Here is a 14,799-nt window from a genome sequence, read left to right on the forward strand (position 1 = left end):
CCTTTTTCCTCAACCCCCTTGACAATTGGCATACAGGCTTAAGTTGTCACCGATGGGGAGGATGTGTCTATTGCTTTTTGTAAGCGCTCCCGTTTCCTAACTTTATCGGCTTGATCAGTAAAGGTTAACTCATGCCAGTGCTCGATAAAGGTTTGAATTTGTTCCGACTCCAAGTCTTGGAGCATAAGATGACGAAATTCAGCATCCCGTAGCCGTTGGGGTTTATAACCAATTACCCGAGATGTTACAATTACTCTTACCTTAGGATACTGATTCGTAAAGCGATGAATATCAGTAATGACATCTTTTCGTTTCCCTGGCTCAAACACTTCATCCAAGCCATCAAACATCACTAATGCCTTACCATCTTTTAACTGCTGATCAAGGTGATGTTGATTGAGATGACATATCGCTCCACTGCTTTGATGGCAGAATTCCAAGAAGTTATTACATTGTCCACTATCGCGATTCCGGATATAGGTGCGTAATTCAATCAGTAAGGGAATTAGTAGAGAACTGTCAGTAGTTAGATCGGTTCTTGCCCACTCCAATGCTAAATATTGCAGCAAGGTAGATTTACCAGAGCCTGGGTCTCCTAAAACCACCAAATAGCGATAGCCTTGTGAGTCCTCAATTACATCTAATACGGATTTTATCGGCTGTTGATAATAACGCTCTTTAGCGTCTTCCAACTCCTCTTGGTCAATTTCCTGATCTAGTTGACCACTCTCTAGCAGTTTTCGATAATAATCCTTAGGCAGTTCATGAATCGCCTCTGGCATCAAGTCATGAACTTCTCGCACATTTTGGGGGATAAATATCTTCCAGAGTTTTAGTTCATTATAAGCACAGCCACTAGTATCTAAACTATCTAATTTGACATTACCATAGCTCTCTAGGAGTGCTTCCTGATATTCCCTTAAGTCAAAATCTGGGATAATGCCTGCTTTCGTATTTTCTGCGATCGCTTCCAAGGTTTGGGAATCTCGGATAGGCCGTAACTTATCTGATTTGCGAATAATCGTTTTTACTTTATTGAGATACCCTTTACCAATATAGTGCCAATCCAATCTTTCCGGTAATGGGAATAAGTCAAGCTCAATCCAAGTCTTTGCTAATGTCTCGGTATCTATTCCTTCACAGCCATACTTAAAGGCACTGCCCAGGATAGCTTTAATGGATTTCTCCTTAATATACTGCTTGAGGGGTTTAGTATATTGTTTTACGTCTTGCTTAGATAAGCCAGCATTTTCCAATTCTTCTTGCACTAAATTGATAAATTCTTTTAAGGCGTCACGCAAGAGCTTTGTCTGGGTATTCTGATCCGATAGTCCAGTATACTCTTTGATAGACTCTTTGAAAAACTCTTTAGTGTAGTCTTCTAGAGCTTCTTTCGCCAACGGACCAATCACCTCTTTGGCGAGATAGCCACCGGCACTAGAAAGTCCCCAAATTGCTAACCAATCCAGCATATTATTGGTAGTTATTTTTTGGTTTATCTATCAGTATAGACAAAAGGCAATCAGTTTGACCTGATGGTGCCTTACGGGCAACAACCTAACACTTGCTATGGCTTGCGTCTTGGCGAGCCCTTCCCTAACGGGTGCATCTCATTTTTGCTGTTTGAGCCGGTGGTGCGTTACGGGACGGACTGTTCCAACTGGCGAAGAGGTGGAAAATTAGGGCGATCCCGTCCCTAACGCACCCTACTCAACATTTACCAAAGTGAGATGCACCCGTCCCTAACACACCCTACGCCTTAATTCTAAATTCTTCATTCTAAATTCTTCATTCTAAATTCTTCATTCTAAATTCTAAATTCTCCTTAGCAAACTTCCGCAGTTCAGGATCGGGGTCATGCTTTGCTCTATCCTGTAATAAGGATCGGGTTTCGGAATGGTTAGGATAATATTCCAGGATGGCATTAAGAGCTACTTGTCGAGGATTGTCATCCCAGTCTTCCTTACGGTCAAAGGGTTCATGGAGAGTGCCATCCCATAAAAATTCAAATAACCAAGGCTGGTCTTTCCAACCTTGAGCTAAATGTTTAATTGCTGTACATCGCACATCCGAATCAGTATCACAGCGAGCCGATTCTTGAAGTAGGGCCAAGGTATCTGGGTGGTCTTGGTAACCTTTAGCTAACTGTTCAATTGCTGTAACTCGCACCTGCCAATCAGTATCACAGCGAGCCCATTGTTGAAGTAGGGCTAAGGTATCTCGGTGGTCTTGGTAACCTTTAGCTAACTGTTCAATTGCTGTAACTCGCACACTCGAATCAGCATCAGAGCGAGCCCATCGTTGAAGTAGGGCTAAGGTATCTCGGTGGTCTTTGTAACCTTTAGCTAACTGTTTAATTGCTGTAACTCGTACCCACGAATCAGTATCACAGCGAGCCCATTGTTGAAGTAGGGCTAAGGTATCTCGGTGGTTTTTGTAACCTTTAGCTAACTGTTCAATTGCTGTAATTCGTACCCACGAATCAGTATCACAGCGAGCCAATTCTTGAACTATGGCTAAGGTATCTTGGTCGTCTTTGTAACCTTTAGCTAACTGTTCAATTGCTTTACATCGCACATCCGAATCCGTATCACAGCGAGCCAATTCTTGAACTATGGCTAAGGTATATTGGTGGTCTTTGTAACCTTTAGCTAACTGTTCTATTGCTCTAATTCGCACCTGCCAATCTTGGTCAGAGCGAGCCAATTCTTGAAGTAAGGCTAAGGTATCTCGGTCGTCTTTGTAAGCTTTAACTAACTGTTCAATTGCTGTAGCTCGCACCCACGAATCAGTATCACAGCGAGCCAATTCTTGAAGTATGTCTAAGGTATATATGTGGTTTTTGTAAGTTTTAACTAACTGTTCAATTGCTCTAACTCGCACCGACGAATCCGTATCACAGCGAGCCGCTTGTTCAAGTAGGGCTAAGGTATATTGGTGGTCTTTGTAACCTTTAGCTAACTCTTCAATTGCTCTAATTCGCACCGACGAATCCGTATCACAGAGAGCCGATTGTTTAAGTATGGCTAAGGTATCTTTGTGGTCTTTGTAACCTTGAACTAACTGTTCAATTGCTCTAACCCGCACCCACAAATCCGTATCACAGCGAGCCAATTCTTTAAGTATGGCTAAGGTATCTGGGTGGTCTTTGTAACCTTGAACTAACTGTTCAATTGCTGTAGCTCGCACCAACAAATTTTTATCCGAGCGAGCCAATTTTTTAAGTATGGCTAAGGTATCTCGGTGGTCTTTGTAACTTTTAACTAACTGTTCAATTGCTGTAACTCGCACCCACAAATCAGCATCACAGCGAGCCAATTTTTTAAGTAGGGCTAAGCTATCTCGGTGGTCTTGCCAATGGGTGGCTACTGCTACCACAGCTTTAGTGCGAATATCACGGACTAAGTTGGTTTCCTCTCTATACTTGTTATAAGTATAATTTAGATCATCATGAATTAAGTCTTTGACGCGATTCAGTAATCCAATATTCGTTGATTTAATCTCATACCGATTCCTAACCTCAGATAAACAATCCCCTGCCAGAAATAAATTATTAAAATCATCCTCTACTTCACCTTGTGCCATCAAATACTCAATAATCTCTCCACCTTTGTGGGAATCAATCATGCCCACAACCAACTGTAGCGCTTCATGCCAATATTGATCCCGCCAGTGCTTACCAAATACCTCAGTTTTCAACTGTGCTAGGGAAATCTCCTGCTTTTTCTCAAATTTCCTGACAAATTCCCGAGCACAGAAATATTCCAAAAATGTCCGATGCACAAAAGCGTAGTAATCTGCTCCCATTGAACAAAAGATAAAATTGCGGGTACACAACTGATTAATCATTACCTTAGCAACAGCTTTAGGATTAGTAACCTCCCGTAACTTCAGCTCTTCTTTGATAATTCTTTCTAAATCTTCCCCACTAATCAGATTTCCCGCTAATCCCCCTTGATTACCCTGCATGAAATCTGCCACTTTTCCCAATATCTGTTGCTTATCTTGATAATCAATAGTCTTCGGTTCAACACCATTATCTTCTAGTAATGCTAGTTCCACATCCCATTGATGGAGCAGTAAGCGAGAAGATTGGTTATAGAGTTCAGAGCGGTCACGAGGCAATTCTTGATTGTGGTTCAGGATTGCCATCATCGTTAGTAATAGGGGATTTTGCGCCAGTTGTCGAATCCGAGAGCATGTCTTAATGGCTTTTTGTAAGCGCTCCTGTTTCCTAACTTTATCGACTTGATCAGTATAGGTTAACTCATGCCACTGATCGATAAACCTTTGAATTTGTTCCGACTCCAAGTCTTGGAGCATTACATGACGAAATTCAGCATCCCGTAGCCGTTGAGGTTTATAACCAATTACCCGAGATGTCACAATTACTCTTACCTTAGGATACTTATTTGTAAAGCGATGAATATCAGTAATGACATCTTCTCGTTTCCCTGGCTCAAACACTTCATCCAAGCCATCAAACATCACTAAAACTTTACCAGCCTTTAACTGATCATCAAGTTTATTTTGATTCAGATGACATATCGCTCCACTACTTTGATGGCAGAATTCCAAGAAATTCTGACACTGTCCACTATCGCGATTCCGGATATAAGTGGGTAAGTCAATCAGTAACGGAATCCGTAGAGAACTTTCAGTAGTTAGATCGGTTCTTGCCCACTCCAATGCTAAATATTGCAGCAAGGTAGATTTACCAGACCCTGGGTTTCCTAAAACCACCAAATAGCGATAGCCTTGAGAGTTCTTGATCACATCCAATATCGATTGAATTGGCTGTTGATAATAAACCTCTTTAGCTCGTTGCAACTCCTTTTGGTCAATTTCCTGATCTAGTTCACCACTCTCGTGCAGTTTTCGATAATCATCCTTAGGCAGTTCATGAATCGCCTCCGGCATCAAGTCATGAACCTCTTGCACATTTTGGGGGATAAATATATTCCAAAGTTTTAGTTCATTATAAGCACAGCCACTAGTATCCAAACTATCCAATTTGACATTACCGTAGCTCTCTAGGAGTGCTTCCTGATATTTCCTTAAGTCAACATCTGGGGTAATTACTGGTTTAGTATTTTCTGCGATCGCTTCCAAGGTTTGGGAATCTCGGATAGGCCGTAACTGATCGGATTTCCAAATAATATTTTTTACTTTATTATTGTTATTCTTTTTTCCTTTCTTGATATAGTTTTTACCAATATAGTACATAGTGCAAATCAAATCCTTCCGGTAATTCTAATAAGTCAAGCTCAATCTAAGTCTTCGCTAATATATCGGTATCTATTCCTTTACAGCCATACTTGAACGCACTGCCCAGGATAGCTTTAATAGATTTATGTTAATATACTGATTAAGAGGTTTACTATACTGTTTTAATTCTTGCTTAGATAAATCAGCATCTTCCAATTCTTCTTCCACTAAAGCCATAAATTATTTTAATGCTTTACCCAAGAGTTTATTCTGGATATTTTGATCCGATAGTCCGGTATACTCTTTGATGGATTCTTTGAAGAAGTCGTTGGTGTAGTCTTCTAGAGCTTATTTGGCCAACGGACTAATCACCTCTTTAGCGAGATAGCCACCAGCACTAGAAATTCCCCAAACTGCTAACCAATCCAGGATGATATTGGTAGTTGTTTTTTGGTTTATTTATCATTATAGAGCAAAGGGAGTAGGGAGTAGGGAGTAGGGAATCGGGAGTCGGGAATCGGGAGTCGGGAGTCGGGAGTCGGGAATCGGGAATCGGAACAGCGTTTTTCATAACTATTAGGTGCGCTTGACCCATTAAGAATTAAATTCGCCACGGGTCGCACCTGAGGTACACAGGATTTTTCTCTTTCCTGTTCCCTGTTCCCTGTTCCCTGTTTCCTGTTCCCTACTCCCTACTCCCTACTCCCTACTCCCTTGCTAAGATCAAACTCATCAGTCGGAAAAATTGAGGTCATCTCATGTCACTTGCCAAACCCTCATTTAAAAAAGTTATTCTCCCTCATCCGGCCAAAGAAACCCTGCCCACCATGTATGATTTACCCAGTGAAGATCCAGAGGAGCCGGGTTTGCCTGACGAATTTCATCTTTGGCAACCACAACTGTGTAGTGAGACATTTCGCCCCCCCAATTATGACAGCGAAAGGGTGTTTGTCGCCAGTGACTTAAATTTATATTATGACCCGAAGCATACCGCTTGGTATAAACGACCGGATTGGTTTGCCGTAGTAGGGATTTCCCGATTCTACCAGGGACGAGAGCTGAGAATGAGTTATGTGATCTGGCAAGAAGAGGTCAGACCAATTGTGGCGATAGAGTTGCTCTCTGCGAGCACCAGAGATCAAGACCTCGGTTACAGTGAACGAACGGCAGAACCACCCACCAAATGGGAAGTGTACGAGCAGATTTTAGCTATTCCCTACTATGTCACCTTTGAGCGAGTCAGCAATGAATTGCGAATTTTTAAGTTAGATGGCGGCAGCTATCAACCCCAAACCATAGACAATTCCCAATTTTGGATCCCTGAGTTGCAATTGGGTCTAGGGCTATGGCTTGGTCAATATCGGGGATTGAATCGGTTGTGGCTACGTTGGTATGATCAAGATGGGAATTGGATTCCCACTGAGGCAGACCGAACCGAACTTCAACGGCAACGAGCCGAAGAAGAATACCAACGAGCGGAAGAAGAATACCAACGAGCTGAACAAGAACGTCAACAGAAGGAACTGGCTCAACAACGAGCTCAACAACTAGCAGAACGGTTACGACAGATGGGTATTAATCCCGATGAAATTTAACCCCTGTCTGAGTTTTTCTGTAAGCTAATGCGCTACGCGCACGCTACGCCAACAGTTATCAGTTATCAGCTATCAGCTATCAGTTTATGGGCTAATTGAGGTGCTATCAGCGATTAGCGCTACGCGCACCGCTGACTGCTGACCGCTGACTGCTGAGCGCTGACTGCTGACCGCTGAGCGCTGACCGCTGAGCGCTGACCGCTGACCGGTCAAGGATTATTGGGGATGTGATCGATTTGGGCGTAGCCACTGAAAACTAGCTTTTTCCCTTGGGTCTCTAGACGATTGATGCGCATAGTGACACCATCCAGGTTGAAGCGGTCTAGATCCACCATATTGTTCAAGATCTCATCGAGGGCTACTGTCAAGGTTTTAGATATCTCTTGTAACGACTCTGGTATTTCATTAGCTTGAAACTGGGAGTCTTTAAACAAAATCCGCCGTCGCCGCTCTACTCCGATGGTAGATGTCATACTAATCGGTACTATGCCGTAATTGGGTAGGTCAGCCTTAGCAAATAACCGTAGACCATTGTTCGGTTGCAGCTGAACTTGCACCTCGGTAAAGGAAACCGGCGCACCACCAGATAGTGCGGTTAACCCTGGTGTAGAAAGGTTTTCCAGCCGCTTTCTTACTAGTTGTGCTTTAAAGGATTGGTTGATGTCAGCTTCAGTCAGAATAACTTGAGCGATCGCTTGAGTAGGTTGTTTCAGAGAAATCTTACCCTGAAGCACTGAGCTGAAGTCGAGAGAGACAGCATCGGTTTCAAAGGACATCTCCTCTGTCCGGAATTCCCGACGAATCACTAAACCACGACCACTCATTTTGAAACTGTCGATGCTACCTTGTAGCAACTTGCTAGAGGGAAAGCAGCGCACAGAAACATCTACCGATTCGCTTGTAGTAAACAGGTGGCGAATGGTCTTGCTGGCAACAGTATTGAGCAGCTGTTCACCCCAGTCGGTGCCAGAATTATTTGTACCGGTGAAGCCACCTAACATAACCATCTTGCATCCTGCGAGAGTTACTTCTACATTTGTAACAAAATGTGAAGAACTCAGCAATCGATCCTAGGGATGAAGGTTATTTGGTTATTCCCCATTGACATCCAGTGTCGGGTAAGTTAATGGGTTGTTCACCTTTAGCTTCCAGTTTAGGGTAGGTTATTTGGCGTTGCTGAATTAAGGAATGAATGCACGATCATCTGGTTTTCTTAAAGCCCCCGTTGGTTCTCCAATTTTGGGGGACCAACGGGGGCAAATCCGTAAGTCCTGTAGCATTTGTCATACTTATCAAGTACATTCAATTTTCTTATCCAATCTTGATGGACTCTGTCATGGAGGGGAACCCATCATGAAGGCGCTGGCTCCCAAATGGCTGGGCTGCTCCCTACTCTCTACTCCCTAAGAACCAGAGCCTAAGTACCTAACCAAATTGAGAACTACTTTATAATCCTTCACCTAATTGTTTACTTTCGTAAAATGTAGCTTAATATAATTAAGGCTCTATAATACTTGTAAAAGTTAGTCAAGAACAAAAATTAAGCTAACGTTGCAGTCTGTAACGTAATTAATGGGATTAAAATGAGAATCGGTGATACTCATTTACCGATTACCCCTTACTAAACTCAGTTACAGCAAAGACTCCAGGTCAATACAGCAACCAGAGCTTTTTTTGTTCTCCTACTTTGTAAGCACCCCGCTCGCCCATAGACGAGGCAATAACACCAATAGTTAATCCCACATCTCCGCCAGCGGGTAGGACCAACGGGCTAATCTTGCCCGAATAGCTAAAAAACTCGGTTAAAAACTTCTAGGTATACGATTATGAGCGATAGCACTGTGAGCGATAGCACTGTGAGCGATAGCACTGCAATCAATGAAAACACTACCGCAGTTCAGCTAGCAGAAGCTCCAGCACAGGAAACCTCTGCCTTAGATACAATTCCCCCTCTACCTGGAAACCGTCCCATTGCTCCTAGTGAGCTTCATATTAGTGAAACACAAAGCATAATGGGACATCGACCAATTGATGCCAGTAATCTCCAGGTATTAGAAACGATGTCTGTAATGGGAGAGCGCCCCATCACCTCTAGCAACATTGAGGTACTCGGTATCATGAAGGTGTCTGGAGAGCGGCCAATTGCTGCTAGTAATCTTCATCTTGATGAAATAGAGTACATCATGGGCAAACGTCCCATCGCCCCAAATGATGTTGATGCTGATCCACAGCTGATGGGTTATTTAGATTAAATTGTTTGTTCCAAAATTCCCCTGTTTCAAAACAGGGGAATTTTGCGCGTTTCTGAATAATGGAATGATTTGAATAGTTTTGTGAAACGCAATTTTTGAATTAAGAATTAAGAATTAAGAATTAAGAATTAATTCTGAAAGACAACCTTCAACCTTCAACCTTCAACCTTCAACCTTCAACCTTCAACTTTCAACCTTCAACCTTAAAATTTTTACCTTCAACCTTCAACCTTCAACCTTCAACCTTCAACCTTCAACATGTGAAGGTGTTCTAAAAAATAGTGACGATATAAATTACAACATAGTGTGACTTTATTTCTCTGAACACTAACCAAACCCATACTCTGTAACTTATAGATACTGATTGGATCGAGCTCAACTCCCCTATCTGCTGTAACCACCTGTTTAAGAGTAGTAGCTAAATCAGGATTTTCCCTAATTACACTTAAGTGTTGCCGCAAATAGTCACTATAAATTCCCGTAGCAGTAGCTGCTTCAGCGAGTAATTGTTCTAGGCTAATATTATGATAAGCCAAATGATAGAGAGCAAGCTGCACTAATCCCGGATGTCCCCCCACCATAGCCATCAGTTTGTCAGCAGCTTCACTATTTGACCAATGTAATCTATAAAGCTGAGCTAACTGTTGGATTTGCTGTTTGTTAAACTCGGGTAACTTAATCGGTAATCCCACATTAAACGGAGATTGGGAAGTTTCCAGAGCAACATAAATTTCTGTCGAGTAAACCACAATCACTCGCAGCTTTCGCCACACCGGTAGTTGTTTAGCTTCCTCATGCCAAGAGCGCAATAAGGGTAAAAAATCTTTAGCACTTTGGGTATGCTCAAACAGCCAATGGAATTCATCCATTGCCAAAACTAGGGGATAGTCTATTTTTTCTAGGATATGTTCTTGTAAGTAAGTCATACAGCTGACCTTACTGCCTAGGTCTTTATCCCAATAGTTATCGAGTTGGTGGGGAAGCTGGAGTTGGTAACTGATGTTAACACATAACCAGCGCAATAGCCGGTCTAAATTGCTTAAAATGGCGGTTTCGGCTTGGTTAAAATTGAGGTATGCTCTGCCATATTGTTTTTCTCTTGCCTGGTCTAATATGCGCAACAGCAAAGACGTTTTCCCGGTCTTTTTTGGTCCTGTAATTCGGAGCAAACTTCCGGGTTGGTGAATGGCTTGATAGCAAAGCTCTTCCATAGGAGGACGCTCTATATAAAGGTGAGATGGTAGGGGAAGTGCTCCACTGGGAAATTCAGCAATTTTACCTAGGCATTGACGGCGGTAATATTGCTCAATTAGCTCTTGATGGTAGGGAGTAATCGGCGTTGTTTCCAGAGTGTTCCGGAAATTGGTCTTGGTGATCGCTTTGCCAAAAATGTCTCCCAGTAATCGCCACAACTTATAGGCAGTCTTTCTGAGATATTCAGGGCCATAGTGTGCTTCGATCGCCATATCGGTATAGGTTTTTCCTTCCCAGGCTTGGTGCAATATCCATTCCTGAAGTAGAGTTAACTTGATTTTCTCAACACTTTTGAGGATGTCAAGTACCTGATCAATAGTCATCACTAAGAGTTCCCCAATATCTCAAACGACACTTTAGCGGTTTCTAACAAGGCAGACAATTAATTTAGGTTGATGAGCGTGATTAAACTGGCTACACTTGCTAATTGACAAATACATACTATTATGTTATTTATAGTACTAACATGCCTATCAAATGGGTGTCTTGGGATAGTTGAAAAATAACTAATTTAAAGGTGATCATTTGGTTTTAGGTAGATTGTCTAGGGAATTGGGGGTTAATTGAGTGGGTTAATCGGATAAATTTCCAGCAGACTGGGTCAATAGTATAGCCAAATCGTAAAAGCAATTGGCTACATTTTTGTGTTGACGGTAGAGGGGAGTATCGACACAATGCTATATGTTGCTCCAAAAAATAGAACTTGTCTGCTAAATCCATAGCTTGAGATAAGTGAGTTGGTATTAATAAAGAAAATATGTAAATTTTTTGTGGTTTACTGTTGATTGCTTACTGTTAGTAATCAATGGGAAACAACTAATAGTTTAGGGACTACTAGTTTATCTTTAATTCCACCAACTGATTTACTTCAAGAATTTCCTCCAATCAATTAATAAGCAGGCAAGCTTTTGGTGTGACTATAAAAACTATATAATTAATTTCCAGGAATTAATTTGACTAATTAAATATATTTTTGCAGATAATTTGGCATGAAAAACCCATTAATAATTATTTGTATTGATAATGATCCATCAGTTCTCAATAACCTAAAAATATCTCTAGGTAATACTCTCGGCCAAGAAAATCTGATTGAAAATTTTGAAGGGAGTAAAGGGGTTGTAAAGTTAGTCGAAGAGTTGCGCAATGACGATTATGAAGTTGCTTTAGTTTTGGCTGGTGCTGTTATCCCTGATCTGAAAGGGGATGACTTATTAAACATAGCTTATTTTTTCTCTAACCAAACTCTCAAAATTATGCTGACGGGTGATCTAAATTTAAAAGCTACAGCCAAGGCTATTCGGTATGCAAAGTTATATCGTTACCTAGGGAAGCCTTGTCCATCTGAAGACCTGAAATTGACAGTCAGAGAAGCCATACATAGTTATCTTATTGAGGAAACACTGAAGGCACAAAATCGCCAACTTCAGGAACTCAATCAGCAGTTGGAAAAAATAATCTGTGATCAAGCAGCACAGATTTCAGAATATACTACAGCACCAGAACAAGCTAATCAAGAGTGGCAGCATCTGAGTGCTATAAACCGTCAGCAAACTGTTTTAGTTGACGAACTGCTAGAGAAGCAGTATCAATTGACCCAGTTCCTAGAAAGGATGCCTGTGGGTGTGGCTGTGTTTAATGATAAGGGGGTACTAGAATTCCTAAATTATAAGGCGCGGCAGTTATTCGGTAAGGGAGTCGTGCCATTAACTACAGCTGAGCAAATGCCAGAGGTTTATCAACTTTATTTTGCCGGAACCAATCAGCTATACTTTGCTGAAAAATTAGTTGCGGTAAAGGCATTAAAAGGTGAAAACGCCACCCTCGATGATATTGAAATCCACCAAGGAGAAAAAATTATCCCTATAGAAAGTTGGGGAACACCTATCTTTAATGAATTGGGCGACATTGCCTATGCTATCGTAGCTTTTCACGATATCACCCAACGCAAAAAAGCAGAAGCAGAACACCTACGCTCTTTGCAGGAATTCTCGCAAGTCAATCAAGCTTATGCAAGCTTTGTCCCCCATCAGTTTCTCCAGTTATTGAACAAACCAAGCATTACCGATGTCCAATTAGGGGATCATGTTCAGCAAGAGATGTCGGTGCTATTTTCCGATATTCGCTCCTTTAGCACCCTCTCGGAAAGTATGACACCTGAGGAAAATTTTGAATTTATCAATACCTATCTTTCTCGTATGGAATCTGCCATCACTGAAAATCATGGGTTTATTGATAAATACATGGGGGATGGGATTATGGCTCTGTTTAACGAAAGTGCTAATCATGCGGTCAACGCCGGAATTGCTATGCTCACATCCCTAGCTGACTATAATCAATCTCGGCAAAACTTAGGACACCCAGCCATCACCGTTGGCATTGGCATCAATACTGGTTCGTTTATGCTAGGAACAGTGGGAGGAAAAAATCGGATGGATAGCACTGTCATCAGCGATGGGGTCAATTTAGCCTCTCGTTTAGAAGAATTAACGAAACGTTATGGGGTGCCATTATTAATCACTCACCATACTTATTGGAAGTTAGATAACCCCTTAGCTTATGCCATTCGCTTGATTGATCGGGTACCAGTTAAGGGCAAATCCGAAATGGTGACAGTTTATGAAATCTTTGATGCTGATGAACCTCAACTTCGAGAAGGCAAGTTAATTACTCGCAGCAAATTTGAACAAGCCTTGGTGCTTTATAATCTGCGTTATTTCTCCAAGGCATCAGTTCTGTTTCAGGAATGTCTACGCTTGAATCCAGCAGATAGCGTAGCACAAATTTATCTTGGACAATGTCAACTTCATACTCGCCTCTCTGGAGTAACTAAAATCAAGCAACACTTAAAATATAGTTGACAAAATTTTGATTATGATGTAATACAGAAAGCTAACAACACACTGTCGTTTTATAGTCTCGGCTTGAGTTAGCTTCCTCCGCGAGAAGCCCCACAACGAACATGCGCAGCATGAGTGTTTAAAGTTACCGTAAGGATAGGGTCGCCTTTATGGTTAGTCGGTTATGGGAAAAGGGTTAAAACTTTTTGATTAAGGCTCCACTATCCTAAGGTTTCGTCTCCAGGGATGAATCGCGGAGCATTAACTCTGATAAACAGCCTGAAAAACGTTATAATAAAAATAGCAGGGAAGACAAATTAAGAGCTAACCGCCACCTGCGTGTTTAAAAATAGAACGAGTTGTATTGTTCCGGTGCGGAGGGGCATCCCGTATCGTTAATAAAGCTTACCGAGTATCCTAAGCAATAGCTGGAGTTGGTAAGAAGCCCACACTGAACCGCGCTTGTCAGTGTGGGAGTATGTCACCTAACTTGGCATCAAGTTAAAGATTCACCGTTGGATGTAGAAGATGCCAATTTTTCCAATTGCTCCTGCTGGTCTTGGCTAATGCAAGATTGAATCACTCCCTCCAAGTCCCCCTCCAGCAAAGGAGCGAGGGAATAATTTTGACCCAGTCGGTGATCGGTGACCCGATTATCTTTGTAGTTGTAGGTGCGGATTTTCTCAGAACGAGCCCCTGTACCAACTTGGGAACGCCTCATCGAGGTCACCGCTTCCTGTTGTTCCTGTAACTTGATCTCATACAGCTTAGCCCGGAGAATTTGCATGGCTCGCTCTCGGTTTTGCAGCTGAGATCGTTCTTCTGTACAAAAAATGCGAATTCCTGTAGGCTTGTGGTATAAATCAACTGCTGTTTCGACTTTGTTTACGTTCTGACCACCAGCACCACCAGAACGGGCTGTAGAAATTTCGATCTCCTTGGGGTCAATCTCCACATCCACCTCATCAACTTCTGGCATCACGGCTACCGTTGCTGTTGAGGTGTGAACTCTACCGCCAGCCTCAGTAACAGGTACTCGTTGGACTCGATGAACCCCAGCTTCAAACTTCAGCTTGCTGTAAACTTGGTCTCCCTGAATTTCTAATATCGCCTCTTTGAAGCCTCCCATATCCGCCAGAGACTCACTCAATAACTTTACTCGCCAGTTTTGACTTTCGGAATAGCGTGAGTACATCCGTACCAAGTCCCCTGCCCAGATACTTGCTTCATCGCCACCAGTTCCTGCCCGAATCTCCAGCATGATATTCTTTTCATCATTCGGGTCTTTGGGCAAGAGTAATATTTTAAGTTCTCTTTCCAGGTGCTCTAGCTTGGTCTGGAGTTCCTCAACTTCCAGAGCTGCCATTTCTTGCAATTCTGGCTCACCAGTGGATTCTTTAAGGATTTGCCGTGCTCCTGCCAACTCCTCTTGGGTTTGCTTCCAGTTGTCGTAGGTAGCAACAACTCCTTCTAGGGAGGAACGAGCTTTTGCCACTCGTTGCAACTCATTGGGGTCTGTGGCGATATCTGGATCAGCCAGACGCCTTGTTAACTCATGGTAGGTTTGCTCGACAGAGTTGAGTTTTTCCAGCAGGTAGGTTTCAGCCATGGTTTATGCGATCGCTCTCTTGAAATAGCCTCAGAAGTTAGGAA

General features: G+C 42.3%; 10 protein-coding genes and 1 pseudogene. 4 read left to right on the forward strand and 7 right to left on the reverse strand.

Translation table 11 applies throughout. The features are described from left to right. Window positions 1-38: 38 nt before the first annotated feature. The 4 genes from BJP37_RS00615 to BJP37_RS38135 form a co-directional block, all read right to left on the reverse strand. On the reverse strand, window positions 39-1,472 hold the full coding sequence (locus BJP37_RS00615) for an NACHT domain-containing protein (protein ID WP_229415139.1): 1,434 nt from the start codon (window positions 1,470-1,472) through the stop codon (window positions 39-41). Window positions 1,473-1,788: 316 nt separating this feature from the next. Next, window positions 1,789-5,226 (reverse strand): HEAT repeat domain-containing protein, encoded by a 3,438-nt coding sequence (locus tag BJP37_RS00620; protein ID WP_075895689.1) that lies wholly within the window; start codon window positions 5,224-5,226, stop codon window positions 1,789-1,791. A 72-nt stretch (window positions 5,227-5,298) separates the two neighbouring features. Further along, entirely contained in the window at window positions 5,299-5,445 is a 147-nt protein-coding gene (locus BJP37_RS40625; RefSeq protein WP_198953931.1) for a hypothetical protein, read from the reverse strand. 160 nt (window positions 5,446-5,605) lie between these two features. Further along, window positions 5,606-5,779: a hypothetical protein gene (locus BJP37_RS38135; RefSeq protein WP_158069338.1), complete on the reverse strand. Its 174-nt coding sequence runs from the start codon at window positions 5,777-5,779 to the stop codon at window positions 5,606-5,608. Between the two features lie 194 nt (window positions 5,780-5,973). Here BJP37_RS38135 and BJP37_RS45300 point away from each other — a divergent pair. After that, a pseudogene (locus tag BJP37_RS45300) lies at window positions 5,974-6,063 on the forward strand (hypothetical protein); the annotation flags it as partial. Beyond that, window positions 6,036-6,803, forward strand: coding sequence for a Uma2 family endonuclease (locus tag BJP37_RS00625; protein WP_499883210.1), 768 nt, complete (start codon window positions 6,036-6,038; stop codon window positions 6,801-6,803). The pseudogene BJP37_RS45300 and the gene BJP37_RS00625, both read left to right, overlap by 28 nt. A 209-nt stretch (window positions 6,804-7,012) precedes the next feature. Here BJP37_RS00625 and BJP37_RS00630 read toward each other — a convergent pair whose 3' ends face one another. Further along, window positions 7,013-7,804 carry an LmeA family phospholipid-binding protein gene (locus BJP37_RS00630; RefSeq protein ID WP_075895693.1) on the reverse strand — a complete coding sequence of 264 codons (792 nt, stop codon included), beginning with the start codon at window positions 7,802-7,804 and terminating at the stop codon, window positions 7,013-7,015. 825 nt (window positions 7,805-8,629) lie between these two features. Here BJP37_RS00630 and BJP37_RS00640 point away from each other — a divergent pair. Further along, a complete protein-coding gene (locus BJP37_RS00640) occupies window positions 8,630-9,055 on the forward strand; it encodes a hypothetical protein (protein WP_075895697.1) in 426 nt (141 codons plus the stop codon). A gap of 239 nt (window positions 9,056-9,294) precedes the next feature. On the opposite strand, the gene BJP37_RS00650 is transcribed toward BJP37_RS00640, so the two are convergent. After that, window positions 9,295-10,632 (reverse strand): AAA-like domain-containing protein, encoded by a 1,338-nt coding sequence (locus tag BJP37_RS00650; protein ID WP_075895699.1) that lies wholly within the window; start codon window positions 10,630-10,632, stop codon window positions 9,295-9,297. A 666-nt stretch (window positions 10,633-11,298) separates the two neighbouring features. Here BJP37_RS00650 and BJP37_RS00655 point away from each other — a divergent pair. Continuing rightward, window positions 11,299-13,167: an adenylate/guanylate cyclase domain-containing protein gene (locus BJP37_RS00655; protein WP_075895701.1), complete on the forward strand. Its 1,869-nt coding sequence runs from the start codon at window positions 11,299-11,301 to the stop codon at window positions 13,165-13,167. A gap of 475 nt (window positions 13,168-13,642) precedes the next feature. On the opposite strand, the gene prfA is transcribed toward BJP37_RS00655, so the two are convergent. Further along, on the reverse strand, window positions 13,643-14,755 hold the full coding sequence (prfA, locus tag BJP37_RS00660) for a peptide chain release factor 1 (protein ID WP_070390668.1): 1,113 nt from the start codon (window positions 14,753-14,755) through the stop codon (window positions 13,643-13,645). Window positions 14,756-14,799: the final 44 nt, after the last annotated feature.

This window comes from Moorena bouillonii PNG, from assembly GCF_001942495.1.
Lineage (GTDB): Bacteria > Cyanobacteriota > Cyanobacteriia > Cyanobacteriales > Coleofasciculaceae > Moorena > Moorena bouillonii.

Bases quoted from the DNA above. Each gene is read 5' to 3' on its own strand.
- BJP37_RS38135 (WP_158069338.1), bottom strand. From the start codon at position 5,779: ATGAAAAACGCTGTTCCGATTCCCGATTCCCGACTCCCGACTCCCGAC.
- BJP37_RS00625 (WP_499883210.1), top strand. From the start codon at position 6,036: ATGTATGATTTACCCAGTGAAGATCCAGAGGAGCCGGGTTTGCCTGAC.
- BJP37_RS00640 (WP_075895697.1), top strand. From the start codon at position 8,630: ATGAGCGATAGCACTGTGAGCGATAGCACTGTGAGCGATAGCACTGCA.
- BJP37_RS40625 (WP_198953931.1), bottom strand. From the start codon at position 5,445: ATGGCTTTAGTGGAAGAAGAATTGGAAGATGCTGATTTATCTAAGCAA.
- BJP37_RS00650 (WP_075895699.1), bottom strand. From the start codon at position 10,632: ATGACTATTGATCAGGTACTTGACATCCTCAAAAGTGTTGAGAAAATC.
- BJP37_RS00620 (WP_075895689.1), bottom strand. From the start codon at position 5,226: ATGTACTATATTGGTAAAAACTATATCAAGAAAGGAAAAAAGAATAAC.
- prfA (WP_070390668.1), bottom strand. From the start codon at position 14,755: ATGGCTGAAACCTACCTGCTGGAAAAACTCAACTCTGTCGAGCAAACC.
- BJP37_RS00615 (WP_229415139.1), bottom strand. From the start codon at position 1,472: ATGCTGGATTGGTTAGCAATTTGGGGACTTTCTAGTGCCGGTGGCTAT.
- BJP37_RS00655 (WP_075895701.1), top strand. From the start codon at position 11,299: ATGAAAAACCCATTAATAATTATTTGTATTGATAATGATCCATCAGTT.
- BJP37_RS00630 (WP_075895693.1), bottom strand. From the start codon at position 7,804: ATGTTAGGTGGCTTCACCGGTACAAATAATTCTGGCACCGACTGGGGT.